This window comes from Amycolatopsis sp. NPDC051371, assembly GCF_040682155.1.
Lineage (GTDB): Bacteria > Actinomycetota > Actinomycetes > Mycobacteriales > Pseudonocardiaceae > Amycolatopsis.
In genome coordinates, this window is sequence record NZ_JBFBAG010000051.1 from 16,342 (window position 1) to 41,939 (window position 25,598).

Sequence of the window (25,598 nt, forward strand, 5' to 3'; positions counted from 1 at the left end):
GGGAACCGGGCGCTCAGCTCTCCAGCGCGGCGATGGCCCGGCGGCCGAGGCTTCCCCGCACATGGTTTTTCATCGCCCGCTCCGCCGCCTGCGCGTCCCCCGCGATGACCGTCTCCGCGATCTCCACGTGCTCGCGGCGCACTCGCTCGCGGTCCTCGTCCGAATCCGGAGTGGACCGCAACCCCACCAGGCGGTACCGGTCGGCCTTGTCCCAGAGCCCTTCCAGCAACGACGACAGGAGCGGGTTGTGCGACGCCGTGTACACACTGCGGTGGAATGCCCGGTGCACCAGCAGCGCGTCGAAGCCCGTCGACGTGCTGAGGGGCTCGAGACCGCGAAGCGCCGCTTCGATGGTCGCGATGTCGGTGTCCGTGCGGCGGCCGGCGGCGAGCTTCGCGGCCAGCGGGTCGAGGTTCTCGCGGAGCTCGAACAGGCTGCGCGCCTCCGCGGCGTCGAGCTCGGTGACCCGCGCGTCGCGGTGGGACGCCAGCGTCACCAGGCCCTCCGCGTCCAAGCGCCGGAGCGCCTCGCGCAGCGGCGTCGTGCTGACCCCCAGCTCGACGGCGAGCTGCTCCTGGGAGATGGTCTGCCCGGCGGCCAGCTCGCCGGCGAGGATCCGGCGGCGCAGCTCCTCGTAGGCGTACGCGTTCTTGGTGAGGGCTGGACGGGGGCTGGTCATCCGGCCAGCCTATAGCCCATAGTCCCGCGTCGCGTCCGCGAGCCGCGAGACGAACTCGTCCGCGTGGGCCGTGTCCCAGACCAGCGGCGGGCGCACCTTCAGCACGTCACCGCCGGGACCGGTCAGGCCTGCGAGCACACCCCGGCCGACCAGGTCGTCCAGCAGCTTCCGCGCCACCTCGCGGGACGTCGACCCGCCGGACGGCAGCACGTCGACGCCCGCCAGCAACCCCGTGCCCCGCACCGAACCCAGCACCGGCGAACTGTCCGTCAGCGAGCGCAGGCCGCGACGCAGGTGCTCGCCGACCGTCACCGCCTGGGCCGGGAGACCCGTCAGCTCCAGGACGTCGAGCACCGCATGGCCCGCGGCCGCGGCGGCGGGGGTCGCCGCGAACGTCGAGAAGTACTCGTACTTGTCCGCCAGCACGTCGGCGATCTCGCGCCGCGTCACCAGCGCGCCGATCGGGTAGCCCGCGCCCATCGGCTTCCCCAGCGTCACCAGGTCCGGCGTGATCCCCGCCAGCGCGAACCGCCACAGCTGCGGCCCGCTGCGTCCGTAGCCCGACTGGACTTCGTCGGCCAGGTACAGCGCGCCGGCCGCGTGGGCGCCCTCGACCAGCCCGGCCAGGAACTCGGCGGGCACGTCGAGAATGCCCTCCGACGTGAACTGCGAGTCGGCGAGCACCAGCGCCGGACGCAGGCCCGCGGCCTCGATCCGCGGCACCGCACCGGGTTCGCGCGGCGCGGCGAACGTCCCCACGCCCGCGGGCCGGTACCCCGGCGGCCACTCGTTCGAGCTGAGGTCCGCCATCCACTTCGACGAACCGTGGTAGGCGTGCTCGGCGATGATCGCCGCGTCGCCGCCGGTGTACTCGGTCGCCAGCCGCCAGGCCAGCTCGTTCGCCTCGGTGCCCGAGGTCGTGAACAGGCACGTGTCCAGCTCCGGCGGCATCGTGGCCAGGATCCGCTCGGCCAGCCCGACGATCCCGCCGTGCAGGTACCGCGAGTGCGTGTTCAGCTCCGCCAGCTGCCGCCCGACGGCCCGGGTGACGGCCGGGTGCGCGTGCCCGATGACCGCCACGTTGTTGTACGCGTCGAGATAACGAGCGCCGTCGCGGGCGTAGAGCCAGGCGCCTTCGCCGCGGACCAGCTCCAGGGGCCGCCGGTAGAACAGCGGGGACAGCCCGCCGCCCATCGCCGCCGTGCGCCGGGACGGCAGCTCATCGGCCGGGATGGCCGCGGCGAGGTCGCGGGTGCCGGCCAGGCGGGCCAGCCGTTCGCCCAGTTCACTCGGGTTGAGCGCGCCGAGGAGGTCCAGCACACGCTCGCTGGTGTCGTCGTACTGCGTGATGTAGCGCTCGTTGTCGCTGTGTGCCTCGCGCCGTGTCGCGGACACCGCCAGCGTCGTGAGCAGCCGGGCGATCACCAGCTCGCCGAGCACGGCGACCTCGGCCGCGCTCAGCTCGCGGTGGCGCTGGTAGCCGCGCAGCACGGCCTCGGTCGCGCGCCAGACGTCCTCGGCCCGGCGCAGCACCGAGGTGAGCGTGACGGCCAGGTCGGTGACGGCGGCCGTGTGGTGCATGTCGCCGAAGTCGATCACGCCGGTGACCGCGCCGGCTTCGGCCAGCACGTTGGTGAGCGTGACGTCCGCGTGCTGCACCCCCGCCGGCAGGGTCGCCGTCGCGGCCAGCGCCGGGGCGACGCGCGCGACCAGTCCGTCGAAGCCGGCGAGACCCGAAGCGGCCACCACGGCCGGCATCCGGCGGACGTCCCACAGCAGCTCCCGGCCCGCCGCGGGGTGGAAGAACCCTTGCAGTGCCACGGAAACCCGTGCGGCGACGGCGCCCACCCGCGTAGCTGTCGCGTCGTCGACCCAGCCTCCCTCCAAGGGAGCGCCGGGCAGGAGCGTGATCAGCCGGGCGAGGCACGAGCGGCCCGTGTCGTCCGTGAGCCGCGCGATGTCCCCGACCGACTCCGGCACCGGCAGGCCGGGGTCCGCGACGTGCACGTGCTCCAGCGCGCGGACCTCCATGTCGACGACGTCGGCGCGCTCGGCGGGGTTGGAGATCTTGAGCACGAACCGGTCGTCGACGAGGATGTTGAGGTCGCGCTCGCTGTCCAGGGGTTTCAGCACCGGGTTCGTCAGCCGCCAGTGCTCGCGCAGCGCGGTGCGCAGGCTCTCGGCGGAGAAGGCCGGGGCCGGTTCGATGAAGGTGCTCATGCGGGGAGATCCTTTCCGGGGGTGCCGGCTTCCAGGGTGAACGGCTCGTCGTGGCCGGGGTAGACGACATCGGCGCGGGTGCGGACCAGGGCCATCGAACGCGCCGCCGCCTCGTCGTCGACGGCGCTGCTGCAGCGTCCCCGCCGCAGGGCACCGGCGGACCGCACGGCATCGCCGGTCAGCAGCGCGGTGCCGTCGGCGGTGGCGACGGTCAGTCCGATCGAGCCCGCGGTGTGCCCGGGCAGCGCGGTGACCGTGACGCCGGGGGCGAGCTCGAGCCCGTCCGACGCGGGCGACAACGACAGTCCACTGAGGATGGCCGCCGTCCACGGTGGCAGGACGGGGTTTCCTCGTGGCGAGAGGTCTTCGTCCGGGTGGATCAGGACTTCCGGGAAGAGGTCCGCGTTCTGGATGTGGTCCCAGTGTGCGTGGGAGAGCACCAGGAGGTCGATGTCGCGCGGAGTCAGCCCGCGGTGGTCGAGGGCGCGCAGCAGGGCCCGCCGCCGCCCGGTGTGGCCGCAGTCGAAGAGGATCCGCCGTCCCGGGGCGTGCACCAGGTACACCCCGCAGAACCCGGTGCTGCCCTGGTCCGAGCTTTGCCCCTGGCCGCGGAGCACGGGATCGACGTCAGGCACGGAACCGGCCGAGCGTGTAGGGGAGGACGCCACCGTGGGCGTAATAGACCGCCTCCTGCGGGGTGTCCAGCCGCGCGCGGACCTCGAACTCGAACGCGGGTGCCGCGCGCGGCCGGACTCGCACGGTGACCGGCCGCGTCGGATCGTCGACGGCTTCGGGGATGCCGAGCAGGTCGAACTCCTCGGTGCCCTCCAGCCCCAGCGAGTCCGCGCTCTGCCCGTCGGCGAACTGCAGCGGCAGCACGCCCAGCTGCACGAGGTTCGAGCGGTGGATCCGTTCGAACGACTCGGCCAGCACGACCCGCACCTTCAGCAGCGCGGTGGCCTTCGCGGCCCAGTCGCGCGAAGAACCGGTGCCGTACTCGCGGCCCGCGATGACCAGCAGGGGAGTGCCGGCGTAGGACCTCGCGGCTTCGTACACCGGGACGGTGGCGCCCTCGGCGTCGACGGTCGTGCCGCCGGGCGCGAGCCGGTTCTTCAGGCGCGGGTTGGCGAACCCGCCCCGCACCATCACCTCGAAGTTGCCGCGGCGGGAGGCGTAGGTGTTCAGGTCCTTCTCGCCGAGCCCGGTCAGGTACTTCCCGGCGCAGCTCGTTTTCGGGATCCGCCCGGCCGGGCTGATGTGGTCCGTGGTCACCGAATCGCCGAGGAGCAGGAGCGCCCGGGCCCCGAGGAGGTCCGCCGGCGCGGTCGCGACCTCGTCGAGGAACGGCGGCCGGCGCAGGTAGGTCGAGTCCGCCTGCCAGTCGAACCGCGCCCCGCCCGCCGCGGGCACACCGGCCCACAGATCGTCGCCGTCGAAGACGTCCGAGTAGGCGTCGCGGAACAGCTCCGGGGTGAGGTGGGCGGTCACGACGGCGTCGATCTCCGCGTCGTCCGGCCAGAGGTCGGCGAGGAAGACCGGCTCGCCGCCGGCGTCGCTGCCGAGCGGCTCGGTGGTGAGGTCGTGGGTGATGGACCCGGTCAGCGCGTAGGCGACGACCAGGGGCGGCGATGCGAGGTAGTTGAGCGAGACGTCGTTGTTGATCCGGCCGTCGAAGTTCCGGTTGCCGGAGAGGACCGAGGAGACGACCGTGCCGTCGGCGGCCGCCGCGGCGGCCGCCGGCAGCAGCGGCCCGGAGTTGCCGATGCACGTCATGCAGCCGTAGCCGACGAGCTGGAAGCCGAGTTCGTCGAGCGGCTCGGACAGCCCGGCCCGTCGCAGGTACTCCGTGACGGTCTTCGAGCCCGGCGCGAGACTGGTTTTCACCCACGGCTTGGCCGTCAGGCCGCGCGCGCGGGCGTTGCGGGCGAGCAGGCCCGCGGCGACCATCACGTGCGGGTTGGACGTGTTGGTGCACGAGGTGATCGCCGCGATGGCCACGGCACCGTCCGGAATCGTGCTGTCCGTTGTGGATCCGATGGCGGCCCGCGCGTTCGCCGGGACGTCGGCCAGCGCGACGCGGTCCTGCGGCCGCCGCGGCCCGGCGAGGGACGGGATCACGGCGGTGAGGTCGATCCGCACCCGCTCGTCGTAGTGGAGGCGGGCGCCGGGGTCGTGCCAGAGGCCCTGTTCCTTCGCGTACGTCTCGACCGCGCTGACGTGCCCGGGCGCGCGTCCGGTGAGCCGCAGGTAGCCGAGCGTCGCGTCGTCGATCGGGAACATCGCCGCGGTGGCGCCGAACTCGGGGCACATGTTCGAGATCGTCGCCCGGTGGGCGAGCGGGATCCGGGCGACCGCGGGCCCGGTGAATTCCACGAACTTCCCGACGACGCCGTGCGCGCGCAGCGTTTCGGCGATGGTGAGCACCAGGTCGGTCGCGGTGACGCCGGGGCCCAGCTCCCCGGTCAGCTCGACACCGACGACCGGCGGGACGAGCATGCTCAGCGGCTGCCCGAGCAGCGCGACCTCGGCCTCGACCCCGCCGACGCCCCAGGCCAGCACGCCCAGCGCGTTGACCATCGTGGTGTGGGAGTCGGTGCCGGCGCAGGTGTCCGGGAACGCCCAGCCGTCGCGGCGCTCGACCACGCCGGCGAGGTACTCGAGGTTGATCTGGTGCATGATGCCGGTGCCGGGCGGGATGACGTGCACGCCGTCGAGCCGCTCGCCCCACTTGAGGAAGCGGAACCTCTCCGCGTTGCGCGCGTACTCGATCTCCACGTTGCGGCGCAGCGCGTCCGGCCGGCCGGACACCTCGGTCGCGATCGAGTGGTCGACCGTCAGGTGGCTGGGGATCCGGGGCCGCACCGCCGCCGGGTCGCCGCCCGCCTCGGCCACGGCGTCGCGCAGCGCGGCGAGGTCGGTCAGCACCGGGACGCCGTTGGTGTCGTGCAGGAAGACCCGGGACGGCGAGAAGGCGACGACGTTTCTTTTCCCGTGCACGAGCGAGGCGATCTGCTCAGCTGTGACGGTGTGACCGTCTTCGTGGCGCAGCAGGTTTTCGAGGAGGATCTTGTGGCTCAGGGGCAGCCGCTCCGCGCCGGGGACGGCGTCCAGGCGGTGTATCCGGTACTGCTCCCCGGCCAGTTCGAGCCGGGCGAGGCTGGCGTAGCTGTCCGCCCTGCTTGTCGTCTTCACGCTGACCCCTTCCGTATAGCTTATAGGATATAATATCAGCATGGCTTCTCTTCTGGAACGGATCATGGACGCGCACCGCGGTATCCGCCCCGACGTGCCGGTGAGCACCCTCGAACGCAGCAGGCTGCTGTCGGACGAGCTGGGGGCCGACGTGTGGCTGAAGACCGAGCACCTGATGCCGACCGGCTCGTTCAAGGTGCGCGGTTCGGCGAACAAGATCCGCGTACTCGGGGAAGCGGCGAAGCGCACCGGAGTGTTCACGGCGTCGACGGGCAACCACGGCCAGGGCGTCGCGCGGGCCGGGAAGCTGGCCGGCGTCGCGGTGACGGTCTACGTCGGGGAGACGACGACGCGAGCGAAGATGGCGGCGATCGAGGCGCTGGGCGCGGAACTCGTCGTGGTCCCGGGCGGGGCGCTGGACGCGGAGGTGGAGGCGCGGCGGCAGGCTTCGTCGCAGGGTAAGCCTTACGTGGCGCCGTACAACGACCTCGACACGGTGGCGGGCCAGGGCACGCTGGGCGTCGAGCTGGCCGAGCAGGCGCCGGACCTGGACGCGGTGTTCATCTGCGTCGGCGGCGGCGGTCTGATCGGCGGCGTGGGGACGGCGCTGAAGGCGCTGAGTCCCCGCACGCAGGTGGTCGGCGTCTGGCCTTCGGCATCGACGTGCCTGCTGGATTCGTTGAAGGCGGGCGAGATCGTGGAGACGCCGGAGTTCCCGACGCTGTCGGACGGTTCGACGGGGGCGGTGGAGCCGGGGTCGGTGACGTTCCCGATCTGCCAGGACGTGATCGACGAGACCCTGACGGTGTCCGAGGACGAGATCGCGCGCGCGATGCGCCGGATCGCGGAGGGGGAGCGCTGGATGATCGAAGGCGCGGCGGGCGTGGCGGTCGCCGGGCTGGTCCAGACGGCGGAGCGCTACCGGGGGAAGAAGGTCGCGGTCGTCCTCTGTGGACGCAACGTCACGCTGGAGACCTTCCTGCGCGCCGTGGCCGTGTGACGTGGGTGCGCCGGAACCGCTGGTCAGCCGGGTCAACCACGCGTGGAGCCGGCTGAGCGAGCCGGAGCGGGCGGTCGCGGAATACCTCGTCACGTCACCTCCGCGCCAGGTGGTGCTCGCGACGGCGGACGACCTCGGCCGCCGGACCGGCACGAGCGACGAGACGGTCGTCCGCACCGCCCGCCGCCTCGGCTACGCCGGGTTGCCGGCGTTGAAGGCGTCGCTCGGCGGGGCCGGCGGCGCGCCGCAGGTCGGCTTCCGGCGGCAGGTGGCCCGGGACCTGCCGAGCGCGACGACGCACGTGGTGCGCGACGCGCTCGGCCGGATCAGCGCGTTCGGCCGCGGGCTCGACGTCGGCGAGCTGGCCGAGGCGCTGCGGATCGTCGGGTCGGCGTCGCGGGTGTTCTGCTACGGCTGGGGCGTCAACGAGCTGAGCGCGCGCTACCTGGCGCTGAAGCTGACCCGGGCCGGCAAGGCCGCCTCGGCGTCGGGGGCCACCGGGGTGGCGTTCGCGGACGACCTGGCGGACCTCTCGCCGCGGCACGCGGTCGTCGTCTTCGCGCCCGGCCGGCTGCTGCCCGAGCTGGAAGTGCTGGCGGCGCGGGCGAACCAGGTCGGTGCCGAGCTGGTCCTGGTCACCGAGCACCTCGCCGAAGCGCTCCCGGCGGACGCGGTCCTGCGCGACCCGGGCTCGCCCGGCAGCCTCACCGCCGAACCGCTGTGCGCCATGCTCGTCGCCGACCTGCTGGTGCTCGGCACCCTCGGCGACGGGGACACCTACGCCCTTTTGACAAAACTGCGTGAGGACCTTCAATGACTTTGTCCACTGTGGACCTGGCCCGCATCCGGGAGGTCGCTTCCCGGGACCTGGTGTTCACGGCGGTGCGCGACGCGCTCGTCGCGCACGCCGAAGGCCGTACCCAGCTCCCGCCGCCGATCGCCCTGGTGTTCCCGGCGGTGGAGGGTGACTGTCACGTCAAGGCCGGGCACGTGACCGGCTCGCCGTACTTCGGGGTGAAGGTGGCCGCGGGTTTCTACCGCAACGCCGAGCGCGGCCTGCCCAGCAACAGCGGTCTCATTCTCGTGCTGGACGCGGCGACCGGGGTCCCGGCCGCGGTGCTGGCCGACGAAGGCCGGCTGACGGCGTGGCGCACGGCCGCGGCGGGCGCGCTGGTCACCCACGCGCTGACTCCGCCCGACGTCGACGAGGTCGGCGTCCTCGGGACCGGGTTGCAGGCTCGGCTGCAGGTGGAATGGCTGCACGCGCTGCGGCCCCTGTCCCGGGTCCGGGTGTGGGGACGCCGCTCCGAGGCGGTGCGAGAGCTCTGCGCTTCGCTGGATCTCGACGCTCGTCCGGCGACGGTCGAGGAGGCGGCGGGATCGGCGTGCGTCATCACGGCGACGCCCTCGACGACCCCGCTGGCTCCCGCGTCGGCGTTCGCGGGCGCGCTGCACGTCACGGGGATCGGGACCGACCTGCCGGGCAAGGGGGAGCTGCCGCCGGAGCTGTTCGCGCGGGCACGGCTCGTGGTGACGGACGATCATGCGCAGTGCCTCGATCACGGTGACTTCGGGAACGCGGTCCGCGCCGGGATGATCGGGGCCGAGGTGGATGTGCCCGCGGGAGTGGTGCTGCGCGACGGTGTCGAGCGTCCGGGACTGTCCATTGCGGACTTGACCGGGGTGGGGGTCGCGGACGCCGCGGTAGCCTCGGCGGTCTTCCTGGCGCTGGACTTCTGAAGACTGGAAAACCTCGCCGGGGCGGGCGGTAGCGGCCGCCCCGGCGAGGTTGGTCTTGACGGGACTCAGGAAACGCTCTCGAGGGACGCAGGCGCCGGGGAATCCACCTCGGCCACCCGAGCCCGCCGGCGCCGCCGCGGCGGCCGGTCCAGCAGCTCCGCGATCCGCGACAACCCGAAGTTGATCACGATGTAGAACGCCGCCGTCAATGCGTACGCCTGGATGAAGTTCGCGTTGTACTCCCCGAGGACCTGCCCGTTGCGCAGCAGCTCGGGGTAGCTGACGACGTACCCGAGGCTCGACTCCTTGAGCGTCCGGATCACCTGTGTCACCAAAGCAGGCCGCAGCGCGCGGAACACCTGGGGCAGCACCACCAGGCGCAGGGCCTGGCCGCGCCGGAGGCCGATCGCCGCCGCCGCGTCGAACTGGCCGCGGTCCAGGGAGTTCACGCCCGCGCGGACGATCTCGGCGAACACCGAGCCCGCGTGCAGCACGATCGGGATCGACAGCACCCAGAACGGCGGCAGGTTCCAGCCGAACGCCGGCAGGCCGATCAGGAAGAAGTACACCAGCAGGATCAACGGGATCGCCCGGAACAGCTCGATCGCCGCCGCGGCGGGCACTGACAGCCAGCGGCGCGGCGAAAGCCGGCCGAGGCCGAACACCGTGCCGAACACCAGGGACATCGCCGCGCACGAGAGGCCGATGCGCAGCGTCATGCCCAGGCCGTCGAGCAGGTAGCGGATGTTGGGCCACGACGCCAGCGGCGACCACAGCCGGCCCGACAGCTGGCCGACGTGCTGGAGCTGCAGGACAATTCCCACGAGGGCGCCCAGCACGAGCACGGAGGCGACGATCGTCGCCACCCGGAGCCGCGCGTTGCCGCGCGGGCCGAGTTCGTCGAACAACACGGTGGTCTTCATCGGCGGATCCGGACCTTCCGTTCGATGACCCCGGTCAGCTGGCCCGCGGTGAGCGTGATCAGCAGGTAGCCGATCGCCGCCGCGATGAAGCTCGGGATGGGCTGGGCGTGGTCGAGGTTGAACTGCCGCGCGGAGCCGGTGAGCTCCTGCACGCCGACCGCCGCGCCGAGGGCCGACGCGAGGCAGACGTTGATGAAGATGGAACCCAGCGGCTGGGCCATGGACCGGAACGCCTGCGGCAGCACGACCTGCCGCAGGACGCCGGCGAAGGTCAGCCCGAGCGCGCGGGCCGCCTCGATTTGCCCGGTGGGGACGGCCGCGACACCCGAGCGGACCGTTTCGCAGACGTACGCGCCGAAATACAGCCCCAGGCCGAGGACGACCGAGCCGAACAACGGCACGGTCGCCCCGACGTAGGGCAGCCCGAACACCACCATGACCAGGACGAGCAGCAACGGCGAGTTGCGCAGGCACTGGACGTAGAACCCGGCCACCGCCCGCAGCGGGCCGATCGGGCCGACCCGGCAGACGCCGAGCACGGTGCCGATCAGCACGGCCAGCGGGAAGGCGAGCACGGCCAGCTCGAGGGTCACCAGCAGACCGGTGAGCAGGTCACCGATGTGATCGAACAGGACGGACATGGTGGTGGCCTCTCAGGAACCGGGCACGGAGCCGATCTGCGGCGGCTGCGGCGCGGCCGTCTTGACGAGCTTGCCGACCGTGGCCTGCCAGAGCTTGGCCCACGTGCCGTCGGTTTCGATCGTCTTCAGGAATCCGTTGACGACGTCCTTGAACGCCGGGTCGTCCTTCGGGAGGCCGATGCCGAACGGGTTCGACCCGAACGTCGAGTCGAGCAGCTTGACGTCGTTCTTCGTGGCGACCACGCCGTACAGCGAGGCGTTGTTGAGCGTCATCGCTTCGGCGCGGCCCTGCTCGACGGCGGCGACGCACTGCGCGGCGGTGTCGAACAGGACCGGCTGCGCGGTCGGCACCGCCTTCAGGAGCGCGTCCTTCGCGGCACCGGACTCGGTGGCCACCTTCTTGCCGGCGAGGTCGCTCGCCTGCTTCGTGGTGGTGTCACTCGTCTTCACGACGATGCCGCTGGCCGCCATGTAGTACGGCCCGGCGAAGTTGACGAGCTTCGCGCGGTCCTCCGTGATCGTGTAGGTCTGGACGGCGATGTCGATGGTGTGGTTGCCCAGCAACGCTTCCCGCGTGTCCGAGCCGCCGCTCTGCAGCTTCGCGCTCGGCTTGCCGAGCAGGTACTTCGCGAGCAGCTGGGCGATCCCGGCGTCGAAACCGGACAGCTTGCCGGACGCGGGGTCGAGCTGGGAGAAGCCGATCGTGTTGCGGCTGCCCGCGAACGACAGCTCGCCCTTCTGGCGGATCTTGTCGAGCATCGGTGTGCTGGGCAGGTTCTGCCCGACCGGGCCCGCGTCCACCACGGACGTCTGGTCGATCTGGCCCGCGATCTCCGCGCCGGCCGGCTTGGCGGCGGCGCCGGGGGCCTGGTTGGGGGCGCTGCCGCACGCGGTCAGCGCCGCGAGCAGGGCGGTGGTGACCACCGCGGTGCCTGCCGTGGTGCGCATTCTCATGGTCGCTCCTGGATCTTGCTTCGTTGCACGGATCAGTGCTGGAGAACTTTGGACAGGAAGTCCCGCGCCCGGGCGGTGCCGGTGCGGTCGAAGAACTCTTCGGGCGTGCCCTGCTCGGCGATCCGGCCGTCGCTCATGAACACGACGCGGTTGGCGGCCTTGCGGGCGAAGCCCATTTCGTGGGTGACGACGACCATGGTGGTGCCGTCGGCGGCGAGTGCGGTCATCACGTCGAGGACCTCGTGCACCATTTCCGGGTCCAGCGCGCTGGTCGGTTCGTCGAACAGCACGAGCTTGGGGTTCATCGCCAGCGCGCGGGCGATCGCGACGCGCTGCTGCTGGCCGCCGGAGAGCTCGGCGGGCCGTTTCTCCGCCTGGTCGCCGACGCCCACGCGGTCGAGCAGGCGCCGCGCTTCGGTCTGGGCGTCGCGGGTCGACAACCCGCGGACCTGGATCGGGCCGAGGGTGACGTTGTCGAGGATCGTGCGGTGGGCGAAGAGGTTGAACGACTGGAAGACCATCCCCACGTCGGCCCGCAGCTGCGCGAGCCGGCGGCCCTCGGCGGGCAGGGGCTCCCCGTCGAGGGTGATGGTCCCCGAGTTGATCTGTTCGAGGCGGTTGATGCACCGGCAGAGGGTCGACTTCCCCGAGCCGGACGGCCCGACGACGACGACCACTTCGCCGTGGTGGATGTCGAGATCGACGTCGTGCAGGACTTCGACGTCACCGAAGCTCTTGCACAGGCCGCGGATGCTCACCAGCGGGGTCATCGGCTTCCTCCGGGTTTTTGGAAGCGTTCGCTACAGTTAACAAGTTGTTGTAGCATCAGCTACCGATAAGATAGACGGTGCTACCGAGATGTCAACACTTGTCGTCGTCGCTACACCGCGTCGCTACACCACAGCCGAGGAGCCGTCATGTCGAGTCCGCGCCCGAGTGCCGACGCGCGCGTCCTGGATCCGGTCGAGTACTACCACTCGGGCCCGACCGCCTTCTTCGCCTCGCAGCGCGACCAGCGCTTCTCGTACTGCCTCTACGTGCCCGGCGTGCACCGCACGACGTCGAAGCCGCTCCCGCTGACCGTCGTGGTCCACGGGACGCAGCGGATGGCCGAGCGCTACCGGGACGCCTACCGCGGCTTCGCCGAAGAGAACGAGACGGTCGTGCTCGCCCCGCTCTTCCCGGCCGGCATCGGCGAGCCGGGCGACCTGCACGGCTTCAAGCGGCTCAGCTTCCGCGGCGTCCGGTTCGACCGCGTGCTGCTCGACATCGTCGACGAGGTGGCGCAGCGGTACCGGGTCGACGGGACGCGGTTCGCGCTCCACGGCTTCTCCGGCGGCGGCCAGTTCGTCCACCGCTTCGCGTACCTGCACGCGCGCCGGCTGTCCGCGCTGTCGATCGGGGCGCCGGGGCGCGTCACCCGGATCGACCCGCGGGTGCCGTGGTGGCCGGGCACGGCCGACCTGCGCGAGCGGTTCGGCACCGACCTGGACCTCGACGCGCTGCGGGCGGTGCCCGTGCAGATGATCGTCGGCGCCGAGGACACGGAGACGTGGGAGATCGCCGAGCCGGGTGTCGAGGCCGGCGGCGACACCCGCGTCGAGCGGCTCACCTCCCTGCGGGACAACTTCGAAGCGCACGGCATCGGCGTGCGCATGGACGTCGTGCCCGGGCTCGCGCACCGCGGCCTCCAGTTGCAGCCGGTCGTCCAGGACTTCTTCGCCGGCGTGCTCGCCGGCCGGTGACCACTACGATGCGGTCGTGCCGAGGGGAGAGCAGATGACCGAGCCGGACGGCGAAGACCTGTCGCTGAGCGCCCGGATCAACCGCAACCTGGCCGGGATGTCCCGGGCGGAGCGGATCGTGGCCGAGTACCTGCGCGACCACGCCCGGCACGCGATCTTCGCGACCGCCGAGCAGATCGGCAGTGCGACCAAGACCAGTGACGCGACCGTCGTCCGCACGGCGAAGTCCCTCGGGTTCAGCGGGCTGCTCGACCTGCGGCGCACGCTGGCCGCGGAGGTCGTGGTCGAAACCAGCCCGGTCCGGCAGTTCCACGACGAGCGGGAGAACGGCGGTTCGGCGGTCGCCCGGGTGTTCGCCGAAGCTACCGAACGACTCGCGGCGACCTGGCGCCTGGTCGAGGACGACGAGTTCGCCGCCGCGGTCGGCCTGCTCGACGAAGCCCGCGAGGTGCTCGCCTTCGGACTCGGCGGGTCCGGACTGCTCGCCCGCTACCTCGCGCTGCGGCTGACGCGCATGGGCCGGCGCGCCCGCGCGAGCTGGGCCACCGGGTTCCAGCTCGCCGACGACCTGCTGGGCCTGCGCGCCGACGACGTCGTCGTGCTCTACACCCCGGCCCGCCTGCTGGCCGAGATCGAGGTCGTGCTCGACCACGCGCACGCCGTGGGCGCCCGGGTGCTGCTGGTCTCCAGCTCGCTGGGGGCGCAGTTCGCCGACCGTGTGGACGTCACGCTCGCCGCGCCGCAGTCGACGAGCAACTTCACCGGCGAGATGCTCAGCGCCGAGGTCCTGACCGACGCCTTGTTGCTGCAGCTGGGTTCCGGCGACGAGACCCGCGCGACCCGGGCCGCGGAGCTGCTGACCTCGCTGCGTTCGGAGCTGGTCCAGGGCGACGAGCGCTCGGCCGTGCCGAAACGCCGGCGCAAGCGCCGGGCCTGACGCCGGCTTCCGCACACCGCCGGGCGGCCGTCCGGCGGTGCGTCCGCCTGCGCCCGATCCACAGTGGACAAGCGAAGATCGTTGCCTGCCAACGATGTAGTGGATACTTCATACTTCCAATTCTGGAAGTTTCAGCTACGATCGGATCACCCCAGCCCCAGCCGAGGAGATCGCCGTGCTGTCGTCCCTGCTCGCGCAAGTCCCGGCCGCCGTCGCCAATCCCGCTCCCGCCGCATGGCGGATCATCACGAAGATGGCCTACTTCGCCGGCCTCATCGGGACGATCGGCGCCACCATGCTCCACCTGCTCGTACTGCGTCCCGTCCTCAAGCGGCCGTCCGTCGACGAGGCGGACCGCGCGGTGCTCCACCGCCGGACGAGCTTGCTGCTCGCGGTCGCCGGAACCTGGTTCCTCGTCGCGCTGTACTTCCAGATCGCGGGCAAGGCCGCCCGCGTCAAGGGGGTCGAGATCCCCTACGGCCGGGCCCTGCAGCCGGGCACCATCTGGAACTACGTCACCGTGCCCGCCAAGAAGGGGGAGTGGCTCTCGACCGGCGCGCAGACGCTCACCCAGTACCTGCTCTGGGCAGCATCGGCGGTCGTGCTGATGCTCCTGTGGTCGCCGCGCGTGCGCGCGCACCTGACCGCGGTCGCCCTGGCCTCGCTCGTCCTCAACTTCGTCGCCTACCAGGTCACCCTGCTGCCGACCGACTTCTCGAAGGAGACGGCCGACACCCTGGTCGACGGCCTGCTGGACCACACGCACGTGTCCGCGGTGTCCACGTGGGTCGGCGGGATCGCCGCTCTCGTCGTGCTCGCGACGGCCCGCCGCCGGCTCACTCCCCGCGCCGGGGCCACGTGGGCGCAGATCTGGACGCGGTTCAGCACCGTCGCCCTGTGCGCCGTCGGCTGCCTGCTGATCAGCGGCCTCTACCTGGCCTGGAGCCTCGTCGGCAGCCCCGGTGAGCTGCTCACCACCAGCTTCGGCCGGTTCCTGCTGATCAAGGTCTGCCTGGTGGCGACCATGATCGGCGTCGGCGCGCTGAACGAGTTCCTCCTGATGCCCCGCATCGCGCGGGCCCGCACGGCCGGGGAGGAGGGCTCGGTGTTCCGGCTCGCCCTGCGCGTGTTCCCAGGCCTGGTCACCGTCGAGGTGGTCCTCGCGGTCGGCGTGCTCTTCGTCCTGTCGTTCCTGACCGGCTCGGCCCGCGTCGAGGCCGGCGAGCCCGACCCGACGCTCAGCGGCGGCATCGTCGGCATCGGCGTCCTGCTGGCCGTGCTGCTCGCGATCTCCTTCGTCACCACGGCGAAGGTGAGCGAACGGCTCTCCCGGTTGCCCGCCGCCCCGGCTCCGGCCGCCGAAGCGGTACCCGAGTACTGAGAAAACCCAACGTCCTGGGAGGACACTTCTCCATGACCGGCACGACCGACCTCGCCTCCGAGCGCGCCCACTTCGTCGGCGGCACGCCCTTCTTCGCCTCGCAGCACGACCAGCGCCTGTTCTACGCGCTGTACGTGCCCAAGGACCACACGCCGGACGCCGAACCGCTGCCGCTCGTGATCATCCAGCACGGCACCGGGCGGTCGGCCGAGCTCTACCGCGACCGCTGGAAGGAGTTCGCGATCGAGCACCGGTGCGTGATCCTCACGCCGCTGTTCCCGGCCGGCCTGATCGAACCCGGCGAGCTGCACAGCTTCAAGTTCCTGGAGTACCAGGGGATCCGCTTCGACGAGGAGCTGCTGCACATCGTCGACGAGGCCGCCGCCACGTTCAACGCGCGCGGCGACCGGTTCTACCTCCACGGCTTCTCCGGCGGTGGCCAGTTCGCGCACCGCTTCCTCTACGCGCACCCGGACCGGCTCGCCGGCGTGTCGATCGGCGCGCCGGGCCGGATCACCCAGCTCGACGACAGCCTGCCGTGGTGGCTGGGTACCGGCGGCTTCGAGGAGCGCTTCGGCATCCGCATCGACCTCGACGCGCTGCGCCGGGTGCCGGTGCAGATGGTCGTCGGCGCGGAAGACGTCGAATCCTGGGAGATCATGAACCCCGGCGGCCCGAACTGGATGGACGGCGTGGAGGCGACCGGTGACACCCGGGTCGCGCGGCTGGAGACCTTGCGAGACAACTTCGTCTCGCAGGGGATCCCGGTGCGGTTCGACGTCGTTCCCGGCGTCGCGCACCGCGGCACCGGCGTGGTGCCGGTGGTGCAGGACTTCCTCGGCGGCCTGCTGGCCGCAGCTCGGAGCGCGCGGTGACACCGATCGGGTCCTTTTTGGACACTCTCGCCGAGCGCGGCATGCGGGTGCACTCCCTGCTCGTGCACCGGCACGGCGAGCTGGTGCACGACCTGTGGCAGTGGCCGCACGAACCGTCGCTGCGGCACAAGCTGCACTCGGCCACCAAGAGCTTCACGGCCAGTGCCGTCGGGTTCGCCGAGGCCGAAGGCCTGCTGGACCTCGAAGACCCGGTCGTGGGCTTCTTTCCCGGCAGCGATCTCGACAGCCGGATGCGCGTGCGGGACCTGCTGACCATGCGCACCGGGCACGCGCGCGGGCTCTCCGGCGCGACGACCCGCCTGCGCAAGACCGGCTGGACCGGCGAGTTCCTGGAAGAGCCCGTCGTCGACCGGCCCGGCCGCGGGTTCCGCTACAGCAGCACGACGAGCCACGTCCTGGCGGCGATCGTGCAGGAGGTCGCGGGCGAACCCGTCGACGAATACCTGCGGCCGCGGCTGTTCGAGCCGCTGGGCATCACCGACTACACGTGGGAACGTGATCCGGCCGGCGTTTCCAGCGGCGGCAACGGGTTGTCGCTGCGCCCGCGGGACCTGCTGTCGTTCGGCGTCCTCTACCTGCAGGACGGCGTCTGGGACGGTCATCGCGTCCTGCCCGCCGGGTGGGTGCGCAAGGCGTCCGGCCTGCACGTCCGGAAGGCAGTGAGCGGGGAGTGGAACGGCACCGAGCTGCTCCCGCCGGGCCCGGACGCCGTCGCCGACTCCGGGTACGGCTACCAGTTCTGGGTCAGCGAGAACGGCGTCTACTCCGCATCGGGCTTGTTCGGGCAGGAGTGCATGGTGTTCCCGGACCACGGCGGGGTCGTCGTCGTCACCGGCGCGATGCCGGATCCGACCTATCACGACCTGCCGGGCATGCTGCGCGAAGCGTTCCGTGAGGCGTTCTCCTCGGACGAGGTCGAGCCGCTCGGGAAGTGGGTGACGCAAGCTCGCGAACCCGAGCTGCTTGAGTCTGTTGTGGACAATTCCTTGCCGTTGCGGGTGTTCGACTTCACGCCCAACGAGCAGGGCGTCGAGTCGCTGTCGGTCGAGGTCGGCGACGGCGTCGTGCGGCTCGGGATCGAAGACGACCGGGGCCCGCACAAGATCGAGCACGGCCTGGGGGAGTGGGTGCGGCAGAGCACGGGCGTGAGCGTCTGGCGGCTGCACCACTCCTACCAGGAGGACGCGGCGCCGATCCTGGCCGGGGCGCGGTGGGCCGAGGCCGACGTGCTGGAGCTGACCTGGCACTTCCTGGAGGGCCCGTTCATCGACCGGCTGACACTGCGGTTCGACGGCGACGACGTCGTCCTCGAACACCGGGTCAACTGCAACTCCGGCCCGACGGCGCTGCCGCCCGCGAAGGGGACCGTCCGTGCTTGACGCCGCCGTGCTCGACCAGGCTTGGGAAGTCGTGTCCCGACACCTGCCGCCGACGCCGCTCATCCCGTACCCGGAGGCCGGGCTCGACGTCCCGGTGTACCTGAAGTACGAGGGCGCCCAGCCGATCGGCGCCTTCAAGATCCGGGGCGCGCTGGCGGCTCTCACGGCGTACGCGGGCAAGCCGGTCGTCACGGCGTCGGCGGGCAACCACGCGCTCGGGATCGCCTACGGTTCCCGGCTGTTGTCCTCTGACGCGACCGTGGTGGTGCCGAAGACGGCGGCCGCCGTGAAGGTCGAGGCGCTGCGGCAGTACCCGGTCGACCTCGTCCTGGCGGGCGACGACTTCGACGGCGCCGAGCGGCACGCTCTCGCGTTGCCCGGACAGTACGTCTCGGCCTACAACGACCCGCACGTCATCGCGGGGCAGAGCACGCTCCTCACGGAGGTGGCTCGCGCGGTGGAAGAAGACTTCACGGTCGTCGTCCCGGCCGGCGCCGGCGGCCTGCTCTCCGGGGTGGCGCTCGGTGCGCGCCGCGCGTCGCAGGACGTCCGCGTCATCGGGGTGGAAGCCGAGGCGTGCCGCGCTTTGTCGACTGCCGTGGCGGCGGGACGCGTGGTGCCCGTGGAGATGGGGGAGACCATCGCCGACGGGCTGGCGGGCAACCTCGAACCGGAGTCACTGACGCCGGGCATCGTGCGCGACTGCGGGGTCACCATGGTCGCGGTGGCCGAGGCGGCGATCCGCCGGTCGGTCCGCGAGCTCGTGACGACCGCCGGGCTCGTGGCCGAGGGCGCCTCGGCGACGTCGCTGGCGGCGTTGCGCGACGGGCTCGTGCCGCTGGACCGGCCCGTAGTGTTGGTCGTTTCCGGCCGCAACATCGACCTGGGCCTGCTGACCACGATCCTGGGAGAGCGATGATCACCACGACCGACTACCACACCGCCGGCGAGCCCTTCCGGATCGTCACGGCGGGCGTGCCGGACATCCCGGGCGCGACCGTGCTCGAACGCCGGGCCGCCGCGCAGGCGTCCGCGGAAATCGACGCCGTCCGGCAGCTGCTGGTGCGGGAGCCGCGCGGGCACGCGGACATGTACGGCTGCTTCCTGGTCCCGCCCGACGACGACGGCGCCGGGTTCGGCGTCTTGTTCTGGCACAAGGACGGTTACTCGACGGCGTGCGGCCACGGCACGATCGCGCTGGGCGCGTGGGCGGTGCGCACCGGCCGCGTCCCGGCGGCGCGCGACGGCGACACCGAGGTGGTCATGGACGTCCCGTCCGGCCGGGTCACGGCGGTGGTGACGTGTGCGGGCGGCGTCGTGCGGCAGGTGGCTTTCCGGAACGTCGACGCGTACGTGATCGGCCGGGACATTCCGGTGGGCTCGGCGCGCGTCGACGTCAGTTATGGCGGGGCGATCTACGCGTCGGTGCCGGCTTCTTCGGTGGGGCTGACGGTTTCGCCTTCGCACTACACGGAGCTGATCGCCGCCGGGCGCGAAATCAAGGGGGCGCTGAACGCGACGTCGTGGGCGTCGCACGCGGACAGCCGCTTGAGTGGGATCTACGGCACGATCTTCTACGACGACCTGGGAGACACACCTGCGGGGCCGCACCAGCGCAGTGTCACGATTTTCGCGGACGGCCAGGTCGACCGGTCGCCGTGCGGTTCGGGGACTTCAGCGCGGCTCGCGCTGCTCGCGGCCGACGGACGACTTCCGTCCGGCGCGGTGCTGACGCACGATTCGATCATCGGGACCCGGTTCACCGGACGGGTCCGTTCCGGCGGCGCTGCGGTCGCCACGGAGGTGTCGGGAAACGCTTACCTGACCGGCGAGTGCGCGTTCAGCCTCGATCCGGACGACGAACTGGGAAGGGGGTTCGTGCTGCGATGAGCACGACCATCGTGGGTGGCGGGAACATGGGCGAGGCCCTGCTGGCGGGGCTCGCTCCGGACGTCACCGTCGTCGAGCAGAATCCTTCGCGGGCCGCGTACTTGAAGTCGCGGTACGACGTCGCGGTCACATCTCTGGAATCGGCAGTTGCTTCGGCTTCGACTGTTTTCGTCGTCGTGAAGCCGTATCACTTCGCGGCGCTGCTGGATTCTCTGGCTCCGCACGTGCGGCCGGGACAGCTGATCGTGTCGGCGGTGGGCGGGACGCCGATCGCGCGCATGGAGGCGAGCTTGCCGGACGTGGCGGTGGTCCGGACGATGCCGAACCTCCCGGTGTCGGTGGGGCTGGGCACGATCGCGATCTCCGGCGGCCGGCACACGGTCGCCGCGGACCTGGACCGCGTGCGCACGATGCTGGCACCGTTGGGTCGCGTAATCGAGGTGGCCGAGTCCCAGCTGGACGCGGTGACGGCGCTGTCCGGCGGCGGCCCGGCATACTTCGCACTGCTGGCGGAGGCGATGATCGACGCGGGAGTGCTCGCGGGTCTGCCCCGGCCGTTGGCGGAGGAACTGGTCTTGACAACGGCCGAGGGAACGGGCCGGATGCTGGGCGCTCCGGACGTGGACCCGGCGGGGTTGCGGGCAGCGGTGTGCAGCCCGGGAGGAACGACGATCGCGGCGATGCGGGAGCTGGAGGGCCGGGCGTTGCGGGCAGCGGTGATGGCCGCGGTGGTGGCGGCGCGGGACCGGTCGATCGAAATGGGCCGCTGAATCGCCGCGGCTGCTTGGGATTGGGTTCGCTCGGGCGGCGGGTTTGGCTTGGCGGTCGGTCTCCGCGCCTCGGCCCCGCCCCCGCCCTCCTCCTGGGGGGCGTGCCCAGGTCCAGTCTATCGGCCTGGGCCGACAAAACCGGCCGGAGAGCGTTGCGGTAGCCAGTTTGTCCACAACGAGCCTGCCCTGTGTACAGCGGTCGCAGGCTCGGGTTGCCTTACGTCCGGCAAGGTTTCCGCGAGGTCGCGAATGACTCATTCGGGACCTCCGGCGCCCCGAATGAGTCATTCGCAACGATGAACTCCCTGCCGCGCCTGGAAATTCGGCAGCGGCCGCCAGCTGTCGCCGCTCAGGTGCGCGGGGGAGTTTGCGACGTTGTGAACGACTCTTTGCTGTCGTCCAGCGTCATGAACGAGTCGTTCATGACATCTCGCCTCAGCGTTCACGCGCCTCGGCCCCGCCCCCGCCCTCCTCCTGGGGGCGTGCCCAGGTTCAGTCTATCGGCCTGGGCCGACAAAACCGGCCGGAAAGCCTTGCGGCAGCCGGTTTGTCCACAACAAGCCAACCCTGTGGAAGGCCGCGTCAGCCGAACCGCGTCACGTGCGCCGCGAGCGCATGTCCCTCGGCGCCAACCGGTCACGCAGCGCGGCCAGCAGCTCGTTGTTCGCCGACACCGCGCCCGGATCGCGCTTCGCCACCGCCAGCAGCAGGCAATCCAGCACGAGCGTAGTACTCAACCCCTCCTGCGTGAGCCCCGTCGAAGACCGCACCGCCGGCAGCGTGACATCCACCTGACTGTCCAAAGTGGCCCCCAACGAGTCCGTCAGCAGCAAGACACCCGCCCCCGCCGCCCGCGCGTGGCGGACCGCCGTCGTCATGTCCGGCAGGAGGCGCTCCGGGGCGTTCAGCACGAACACGTCGCCCGGCTCCAGCGGGAGCAGCTCGTCGGCGAGGCGGAACCCCGTCGCCGACGTGCTGCGCGCCCGGCGGCCGAGGCGCTGGAGCCGTGTTGCCAGGTAGCGCATCGGGAGCTCCGAGATTCCCAGGCCGTAGCCGAGCACCTCGCGCGCGCCGGCGAGGAGGCCGACCGCCTGGGTGAACGCCGGCTCGGTGAGCAGTCGTCGGGTCTCGGTCAGGCGGTCGACGGACTCCGCGAGCAGCTGGTCGAGCTGGGAGGCGGTGTCGTCGCCCGCCTCCTCGACGCGGTGCCGCAGGCGGGTGGCGGGCGTGTCGGACACGACCTGCCGCCCCACCGCGCGCTTGAGCTCGGGCAGTCCCGAATAGCCGAGGGACTTCACCGTGCGGATGACGGTGGCGTCGCTGGTGCCGCTCAGCTCCCCGAGCTCCCCGGCGGTCGACAGGACGATCATCCCGGGGTGCTTCCACAGGTATTCGGCCACCCTCCGCTCGGCGGCCGACAGCCCGCCGATCCGCTGCCCGATCCGCTCGGCCAGTGGGCCCTGGCTTTCCTCGTGACCGCTCACCCCGGAAGCCTACCCAGTGCTACCCCACGGCGTCGTGGTCGAGGAGACTCCGCCCGCAGTCCACGACGCTCGTCCGCGCCGGCCGCGGCGACCACCCGAGCACCGAACGCGCCTTCTCGATGCTGTGCCGGTTGCGCCGCCCGAGGCCCGGCATGATGTCGCGCAGCGAACGGTCGAACAGCGCCGCCGCCCGCACCGCGAGGTCCGGCAGCTGCCGCGTCGGAACCTTGCGGGCCGAAGCGCCCAAACCCTCGCGCAACGCGACAGCGACCTCGCGCATCCACAGGAACTCGCCCGTCGCCAGGAACCGCTCGCCGGCCGCCTCGGGTGCGGTCATCGCGCGCACGTGGACGTCGGCCAAGTCGCGGACGTCCACCACCTCCAGGCCGATGCGCGGCGTGCCGGGCATCGCCCCCGCGAGCAGCCGGGCGACGACCTGCGTCGAGCCCAGCGTGTCCGCGGACTGGATCGGGCCGAACACCGCGCCCGGCAAGATCGTGGCGAGGGTCATGGAGGATTCGGAAGCGATGAACTCCCACGCCGCGCGCTCGGCCGCGGTCTTCGAGCGGCGGTACGCGGGCAAGCCCGGGGTGTCGAGATCCGTCCACAGTGTCTCGTCGGTGACGCCGTCGGTCGCGTACGACGACGGGCTCGCCGCGTTGGCCGCCGACGTCATCACCACCCGCCGCACCCGCGCCGCCGCGGCGGCGCGCAGGACACGCAACGTCCCGTCGCGGGCCGGGCCGAGCATGTCCGCGCCGGCCAGCGGCGACGCCACGTGCAGCACGTACGCGCAGCCGTCGGCGGCTTCCTTCCAGCCGTCGTCGGACAGCAGGTCCGCGACCGCGAACTCCAGCCGGTCCGCCCTCGGCGACACCGACGCCACGGCCCGCCGGACCCGCTCGCCCCGGCTCGCGTCGCGGACCGTGGTGCGCACGTCGTAGCCGTCGTCCAGCAGTCGCGCTACGCACCAGCCCGCGACGTAGCCCGTACCCCCGGTGACCAGGACCGTCTCGGCCATGACCTTGCCTCCATTTCGTTAGCCGTACGGCTAACGAAACCAACGTAACAGGTAGCATGACGCCATGTCGACCCGGGCGGCCCAGGCCGAGAAGACGAGGCAGGCGGTCCTCGACACCGCGCGGAAGCTGTTCGTGGACCACGGGTTCGACGCGACTTCGCTGCAGCAGATCGCCGACGCGATGGGGGTCACCAAGGCGAACGTCTACTACTACTTCCGCACCAAGATCGCGATCCTCGAGGAGCTCCTGGCGCCCACGGTCGCGGCGCTCACCGCCCGCCTCGACGACGCCGAGCGCATCGCCGGCCGCGACGAGCGCGTCGAGCACCTCATCACCACGTGGGTCGAGCAGGTGGTGGTGGCCTACCGCACGATCGCGCCGATGAGCCGGCACGACCCGATCGTGCGCCGCCACGAAAGGATCGCCCGCGAGCTGGACGCGCTGGCCGAACGCGGGCTGCGCCTGATGTTCGGCCCGGCGCCGACCGTCGACCAGCAGGCCGCGTACTGGCTGATCAGCGATCTCGGCGTGGTGAACCGCCGGCTGGACCACCTGAGTGACGACGAGCTGCGCGAAACCCTGCTGCGGCTGTGCCGGGGTGTGGTCCGCGAAGCCGGCTGAGCGCCCGCGGCGGACGGCCTCCGCGGCTACCTGCGGGCGTTCGCGCGGTTCCTCTCGTCGAGGACGTGCTCAAGCCTCGTTCGAACTGACGGCGCCCGGGCCGGAGCTCACTGCCGTTCCCGGATACCGGTGTAGCGGCCGGGCATCACCATGGAGTACAGCCCGCCGGTCTCGTTCGTCATGCAGTAGACCGGCCGGGACGATGCGGAGTCGGTCGGGTCGTCCTGGTCGCCGATCTGCTGGACGGTGATGTGCTGCGGGTCCTTGGCCGGCTCCGGCGCCGGCTTGTCCCACGGGTGCCACGCCGGCAGGCCGCCCCCGATCCCGGCGAGCAGGATCGCGGTGGACAGGAGACCGGTGCCGGCCCGGGGCTTCGTGGTCGTCGCCTGCGGCTGGGGCGGGGACGGCTGCGGTGCGGGGCTTTCCGGCTGCGACATGCCGGACAGTCACCATCATCGTCTCCGGGAACCGAGACAGGACCCGGCCGCGAGTCTCGGTACCCGCACGTAGCGTCGGGGGAGACCGGTGCCGCGGACGAGGGGCTAGGTGCATGCGGGCGCAGTCCGAAGCCGTCGAGGAAGTGACGCTGTCGACCGGCCGCCGCGCGTGGACGGTCGGTGTGATGTGCACGGCGGTCGGCCTCGTGATCGCCATGGTGACGATCGTGAACGCCGCGCTGCCCGCGCTGGCCGCCGACACCGGGGCGAGCCAGGCCGAACAGACCTGGATCGTCGACGTCTACACGCTGGTGCTGGCCGCGCTCGTGTTGCCGGCCGGTGCGCTGGGGGACCGGCACGGGCGCCGCGGGGTGCTCGTCGCGGGCCTGCTCGTGTTCGCCGCCGGGTGCGCCGCGCCGGTCTTCCTCGACACGTCGGCGTGGATCATCGCGGCCCGGGCCGTCACCGGCCTCGGCGCGGCGATGATCATGCCCGCCACGCTGTCGATCATCACCGCGAGCTTCCCGCCGGAGCGCCGCGGCCGGGCCATCGGGACCTGGGCCGCGGTGGCCGGCGTCGGCGGGCTCGGCGGGCTGGTGCTCGCCGGGGTGCTGCTGCAGCACTTCTCGTGGCACTCGGTCTTCCTCGGGCCGGCGGTGCTGTCCGTGCTCCTGGTGGCCGCGAGCCTGACCGTGCCGACGTCGCGCGACCGCCGTCCGCACGCGTTCGACGTCCCCGGCGCGGTGCTCAGCGCCCTGGCGATCGGCGCGGTGGTGTTCGGCATCCTGCGCGTCGCCGATCTCGGCTGGGGCAACGGACTCGTGCTCGGGTCGATCGCGGGCGGGCTCGTGCTGGGCGCGCTGTTCGTCGCGTACGAGCTGCGGCGCGCGTTCCCGCTGCTGGACGTCCGGCTGTTCGGCGACGCGGCCTTCGCGGCCGGGTCGGTTTCGGTGACCGTGCAGTTCACCGCGGCGTTCGGGATGTTCTACGCGCTGGCGCAGTACCTGCAGCTGGTGCGGGGGTATTCGGCGCTGGACTCGGGGCTGGCGCTGTGGCCCGTCGCGGTGTCGCTGTTCCCGCTGTCGCTGGCCTCGGCGCCGCTGGTCCGCCGGTTCGGGCTGCGGGCGGTGACGTGCGCCGGGCTCGCCGTCGTCGTCATCGGGATGGTCCTCATCGGACAGCTGGACGCCGGAAGCGGTTATGCCGCCTTGGCGATCGCGGTGTGCGTGCTGGGCGCGGGGATCGGGGTGACGGCCCCGGCGGCGACGAGCGCGATCCTCGACAACGTGCCGCCGTCGCAGTACGGCGTGGCCTCGGCGGTCAACGACGCGACGCGCGAAGTCGGTGCGGCACTGGGGATCGCGCTCGTCGGCAGCGTGCTTTCCGCCGGCTACACGGACTCGGTCCGCTCGGCGACGGCGGTGCTCGCGCCGCCCGCGCGCGAGGCGGCGGAAGGCTCGCTGGCGGGCGCGCTCGCGGTGGCCGGAGGCAGCCCGGCGGGGGAGCAGCTGGCGACGGCCGCGCGTGCCGCTTTCGCGCACGGCATGGGGATCAGCATGCTGGCGCTGGCGGCCGTCGTGGTGGCGGGCATCGCCGCGGCGGCGGTGCTGGTGCGCCGGTAGGCGTGTATCTGGGGGCGGCCGCCGGTCCCTTTGTCTTCAGTACAACCACGATTGTCCTGGAGGGA

The 25,598-nt window shown here is 71.9% G+C and carries 24 protein-coding genes; 13 read left to right on the top strand and 11 right to left on the bottom strand.

From position 1 onward, the window contains the following. Window positions 1–13: 13 nt before the first annotated feature. From AB0M59_RS42995 to acnA, 4 genes are read right to left on the bottom strand one after another with little or no spacing between them, the layout of a single operon-like run. The gene (locus AB0M59_RS42995) at window positions 14–679 is read right to left on the bottom strand and encodes a GntR family transcriptional regulator (protein ID WP_364627340.1); all 666 of its coding nucleotides are present in this window, start codon (window positions 677–679) and stop codon (window positions 14–16) included. A gap of 9 nt (window positions 680–688) precedes the next feature. Further along, a complete protein-coding gene (locus tag AB0M59_RS43000; protein ID WP_364627342.1) occupies window positions 689–2,899 on the bottom strand; it encodes an aminotransferase class III-fold pyridoxal phosphate-dependent enzyme in 2,211 nt (736 codons plus the stop codon). Beyond that, window positions 2,896–3,534 (bottom strand): MBL fold metallo-hydrolase, encoded by a 639-nt coding sequence (locus tag AB0M59_RS43005; RefSeq protein WP_364627344.1) that lies wholly within the window; start codon window positions 3,532–3,534, stop codon window positions 2,896–2,898. Before AB0M59_RS43005 ends, AB0M59_RS43000 begins: the two co-directional genes overlap by 4 nt. Beyond that, a complete protein-coding gene (acnA, locus tag AB0M59_RS43010) occupies window positions 3,527–6,091 on the bottom strand; it encodes an aconitate hydratase AcnA (protein WP_364627345.1) in 2,565 nt (854 codons plus the stop codon). Before acnA ends, AB0M59_RS43005 begins: the two co-directional genes overlap by 8 nt. A 40-nt stretch (window positions 6,092–6,131) precedes the next feature. Here acnA and AB0M59_RS43015 point away from each other — a divergent pair, with 40 nt between their 5' ends. The 3 genes from AB0M59_RS43015 to AB0M59_RS43025 are packed head-to-tail and all read left to right on the top strand — an operon-like array spanning window position 6,132 to window position 8,831. Next, window positions 6,132–7,091 (top strand): threonine/serine dehydratase, encoded by a 960-nt coding sequence (locus AB0M59_RS43015; protein ID WP_364627347.1) that lies wholly within the window; start codon window positions 6,132–6,134, stop codon window positions 7,089–7,091. 1 nt (window position 7,092) lies between these two features. Then, entirely contained in the window at window positions 7,093–7,908 is an 816-nt protein-coding gene (locus AB0M59_RS43020) for an SIS domain-containing protein (protein ID WP_364627349.1), read from the top strand. Next, a complete protein-coding gene (locus AB0M59_RS43025; protein WP_364627351.1) occupies window positions 7,905–8,831 on the top strand; it encodes a hypothetical protein in 927 nt (308 codons plus the stop codon). The genes AB0M59_RS43020 and AB0M59_RS43025 overlap by 4 nt, the downstream gene beginning before the upstream one ends. Before the next feature lie 65 nt (window positions 8,832–8,896). Here AB0M59_RS43025 and AB0M59_RS43030 read toward each other — a convergent pair whose 3' ends face one another. The 4 genes from AB0M59_RS43030 to AB0M59_RS43045 are packed head-to-tail and all read right to left on the bottom strand — an operon-like array spanning window position 8,897 to window position 12,119. Next, on the bottom strand, window positions 8,897–9,754 hold the full coding sequence (locus tag AB0M59_RS43030; RefSeq protein ID WP_364627353.1) for an amino acid ABC transporter permease: 858 nt from the start codon (window positions 9,752–9,754) through the stop codon (window positions 8,897–8,899). After that, a complete protein-coding gene (locus AB0M59_RS43035) occupies window positions 9,751–10,395 on the bottom strand; it encodes an amino acid ABC transporter permease (RefSeq protein ID WP_364627355.1) in 645 nt (214 codons plus the stop codon). Before AB0M59_RS43035 ends, AB0M59_RS43030 begins: the two co-directional genes overlap by 4 nt. A gap of 12 nt (window positions 10,396–10,407) precedes the next feature. Further along, window positions 10,408–11,349: a transporter substrate-binding domain-containing protein gene (locus AB0M59_RS43040; RefSeq protein WP_364627357.1), complete on the bottom strand. Its 942-nt coding sequence runs from the start codon at window positions 11,347–11,349 to the stop codon at window positions 10,408–10,410. Window positions 11,350–11,381: 32 nt separating this feature from the next. Continuing rightward, a complete protein-coding gene (locus AB0M59_RS43045; RefSeq protein WP_364627358.1) occupies window positions 11,382–12,119 on the bottom strand; it encodes an amino acid ABC transporter ATP-binding protein in 738 nt (245 codons plus the stop codon). Between the two features lie 147 nt (window positions 12,120–12,266). Between AB0M59_RS43045 and AB0M59_RS43050 the strand changes: the two genes are divergently transcribed. The 8 genes from AB0M59_RS43050 to proC all read left to right on the top strand — a co-directional run bounded on the left by AB0M59_RS43050 (window position 12,267) and on the right by proC (window position 20,347). Further along, window positions 12,267–13,094 (top strand): alpha/beta hydrolase, encoded by an 828-nt coding sequence (locus tag AB0M59_RS43050; protein ID WP_364627360.1) that lies wholly within the window; start codon window positions 12,267–12,269, stop codon window positions 13,092–13,094. 34 nt (window positions 13,095–13,128) lie between these two features. Beyond that, a complete protein-coding gene (locus AB0M59_RS43055) occupies window positions 13,129–14,031 on the top strand; it encodes a MurR/RpiR family transcriptional regulator (protein ID WP_364627362.1) in 903 nt (300 codons plus the stop codon). Window positions 14,032–14,206: 175 nt separating this feature from the next. Next, on the top strand, window positions 14,207–15,412 hold the full coding sequence (locus tag AB0M59_RS43060; RefSeq protein WP_364627364.1) for a DUF4149 domain-containing protein: 1,206 nt from the start codon (window positions 14,207–14,209) through the stop codon (window positions 15,410–15,412). 32 nt (window positions 15,413–15,444) lie between these two features. Further along, entirely contained in the window at window positions 15,445–16,287 is an 843-nt protein-coding gene (locus AB0M59_RS43065) for a PHB depolymerase family esterase (RefSeq protein WP_364627366.1), read from the top strand. After that, window positions 16,284–17,687, top strand: a complete 1,404-nt coding sequence (locus AB0M59_RS43070) for a serine hydrolase (RefSeq protein ID WP_364627367.1) — start codon at window positions 16,284–16,286, stop codon at window positions 17,685–17,687. Before AB0M59_RS43065 ends, AB0M59_RS43070 begins: the two co-directional genes overlap by 4 nt. Continuing rightward, entirely contained in the window at window positions 17,680–18,606 is a 927-nt protein-coding gene (locus AB0M59_RS43075) for a pyridoxal-phosphate dependent enzyme (RefSeq protein ID WP_364627369.1), read from the top strand. The genes AB0M59_RS43070 and AB0M59_RS43075 overlap by 8 nt, the downstream gene beginning before the upstream one ends. After that, a complete protein-coding gene (locus tag AB0M59_RS43080; RefSeq protein WP_364627371.1) occupies window positions 18,603–19,577 on the top strand; it encodes a proline racemase family protein in 975 nt (324 codons plus the stop codon). Before AB0M59_RS43075 ends, AB0M59_RS43080 begins: the two co-directional genes overlap by 4 nt. Then, window positions 19,574–20,347, top strand: coding sequence for a pyrroline-5-carboxylate reductase (gene proC, locus AB0M59_RS43085; RefSeq protein ID WP_364627373.1), 774 nt, complete (start codon window positions 19,574–19,576; stop codon window positions 20,345–20,347). Before AB0M59_RS43080 ends, proC begins: the two co-directional genes overlap by 4 nt. Before the next feature lie 596 nt (window positions 20,348–20,943). Here proC and AB0M59_RS43090 read toward each other — a convergent pair. Both AB0M59_RS43090 and AB0M59_RS43095 read right to left on the bottom strand, forming a co-directional pair. Continuing rightward, window positions 20,944–21,831 (bottom strand): MurR/RpiR family transcriptional regulator, encoded by an 888-nt coding sequence (locus tag AB0M59_RS43090; protein WP_364627374.1) that lies wholly within the window; start codon window positions 21,829–21,831, stop codon window positions 20,944–20,946. Between the two features lie 19 nt (window positions 21,832–21,850). Then, entirely contained in the window at window positions 21,851–22,852 is a 1,002-nt protein-coding gene (locus AB0M59_RS43095; protein ID WP_364627376.1) for an NAD-dependent epimerase/dehydratase family protein, read from the bottom strand. A 64-nt stretch (window positions 22,853–22,916) separates the two neighbouring features. Here AB0M59_RS43095 and AB0M59_RS43100 point away from each other — a divergent pair, with 64 nt between their 5' ends. After that, window positions 22,917–23,474 (top strand): helix-turn-helix domain-containing protein, encoded by a 558-nt coding sequence (locus AB0M59_RS43100; RefSeq protein ID WP_364627378.1) that lies wholly within the window; start codon window positions 22,917–22,919, stop codon window positions 23,472–23,474. Window positions 23,475–23,581: 107 nt separating this feature from the next. On the opposite strand, the gene AB0M59_RS43105 is transcribed toward AB0M59_RS43100, so the two are convergent. After that, entirely contained in the window at window positions 23,582–23,911 is a 330-nt protein-coding gene (locus AB0M59_RS43105; RefSeq protein WP_364627380.1) for a hypothetical protein, read from the bottom strand. Between the two features lie 113 nt (window positions 23,912–24,024). On the opposite strand from AB0M59_RS43105, the gene AB0M59_RS43110 reads away from it, so the two are divergent. Further along, entirely contained in the window at window positions 24,025–25,533 is a 1,509-nt protein-coding gene (locus AB0M59_RS43110; protein WP_364627381.1) for an MFS transporter, read from the top strand. Window positions 25,534–25,598: the final 65 nt, after the last annotated feature.

Bases quoted from the DNA above. Each gene is read 5' to 3' on its own strand.
- AB0M59_RS42995 (WP_364627340.1), bottom strand. From the start codon at position 679: ATGACCAGCCCCCGTCCAGCCCTCACCAAGAACGCGTACGCCTACGAG.
- AB0M59_RS43000 (WP_364627342.1), bottom strand. From the start codon at position 2,899: ATGAGCACCTTCATCGAACCGGCCCCGGCCTTCTCCGCCGAGAGCCTG.
- AB0M59_RS43015 (WP_364627347.1), top strand. From the start codon at position 6,132: ATGGCTTCTCTTCTGGAACGGATCATGGACGCGCACCGCGGTATCCGC.
- AB0M59_RS43025 (WP_364627351.1), top strand. From the start codon at position 7,905: ATGACTTTGTCCACTGTGGACCTGGCCCGCATCCGGGAGGTCGCTTCC.
- AB0M59_RS43030 (WP_364627353.1), bottom strand. From the start codon at position 9,754: ATGAAGACCACCGTGTTGTTCGACGAACTCGGCCCGCGCGGCAACGCG.
- AB0M59_RS43035 (WP_364627355.1), bottom strand. From the start codon at position 10,395: ATGTCCGTCCTGTTCGATCACATCGGTGACCTGCTCACCGGTCTGCTG.
- AB0M59_RS43040 (WP_364627357.1), bottom strand. From the start codon at position 11,349: ATGAGAATGCGCACCACGGCAGGCACCGCGGTGGTCACCACCGCCCTG.
- AB0M59_RS43045 (WP_364627358.1), bottom strand. From the start codon at position 12,119: ATGACCCCGCTGGTGAGCATCCGCGGCCTGTGCAAGAGCTTCGGTGAC.
- AB0M59_RS43050 (WP_364627360.1), top strand. From the start codon at position 12,267: ATGTCGAGTCCGCGCCCGAGTGCCGACGCGCGCGTCCTGGATCCGGTC.
- AB0M59_RS43055 (WP_364627362.1), top strand. From the start codon at position 13,129: ATGACCGAGCCGGACGGCGAAGACCTGTCGCTGAGCGCCCGGATCAAC.
- AB0M59_RS43065 (WP_364627366.1), top strand. From the start codon at position 15,445: ATGACCGGCACGACCGACCTCGCCTCCGAGCGCGCCCACTTCGTCGGC.
- AB0M59_RS43080 (WP_364627371.1), top strand. From the start codon at position 18,603: ATGATCACCACGACCGACTACCACACCGCCGGCGAGCCCTTCCGGATC.
- proC (WP_364627373.1), top strand. From the start codon at position 19,574: ATGAGCACGACCATCGTGGGTGGCGGGAACATGGGCGAGGCCCTGCTG.
- AB0M59_RS43095 (WP_364627376.1), bottom strand. From the start codon at position 22,852: ATGGCCGAGACGGTCCTGGTCACCGGGGGTACGGGCTACGTCGCGGGC.
- AB0M59_RS43100 (WP_364627378.1), top strand. From the start codon at position 22,917: ATGTCGACCCGGGCGGCCCAGGCCGAGAAGACGAGGCAGGCGGTCCTC.
- AB0M59_RS43105 (WP_364627380.1), bottom strand. From the start codon at position 23,911: ATGTCGCAGCCGGAAAGCCCCGCACCGCAGCCGTCCCCGCCCCAGCCG.
- AB0M59_RS43110 (WP_364627381.1), top strand. From the start codon at position 24,025: ATGCGGGCGCAGTCCGAAGCCGTCGAGGAAGTGACGCTGTCGACCGGC.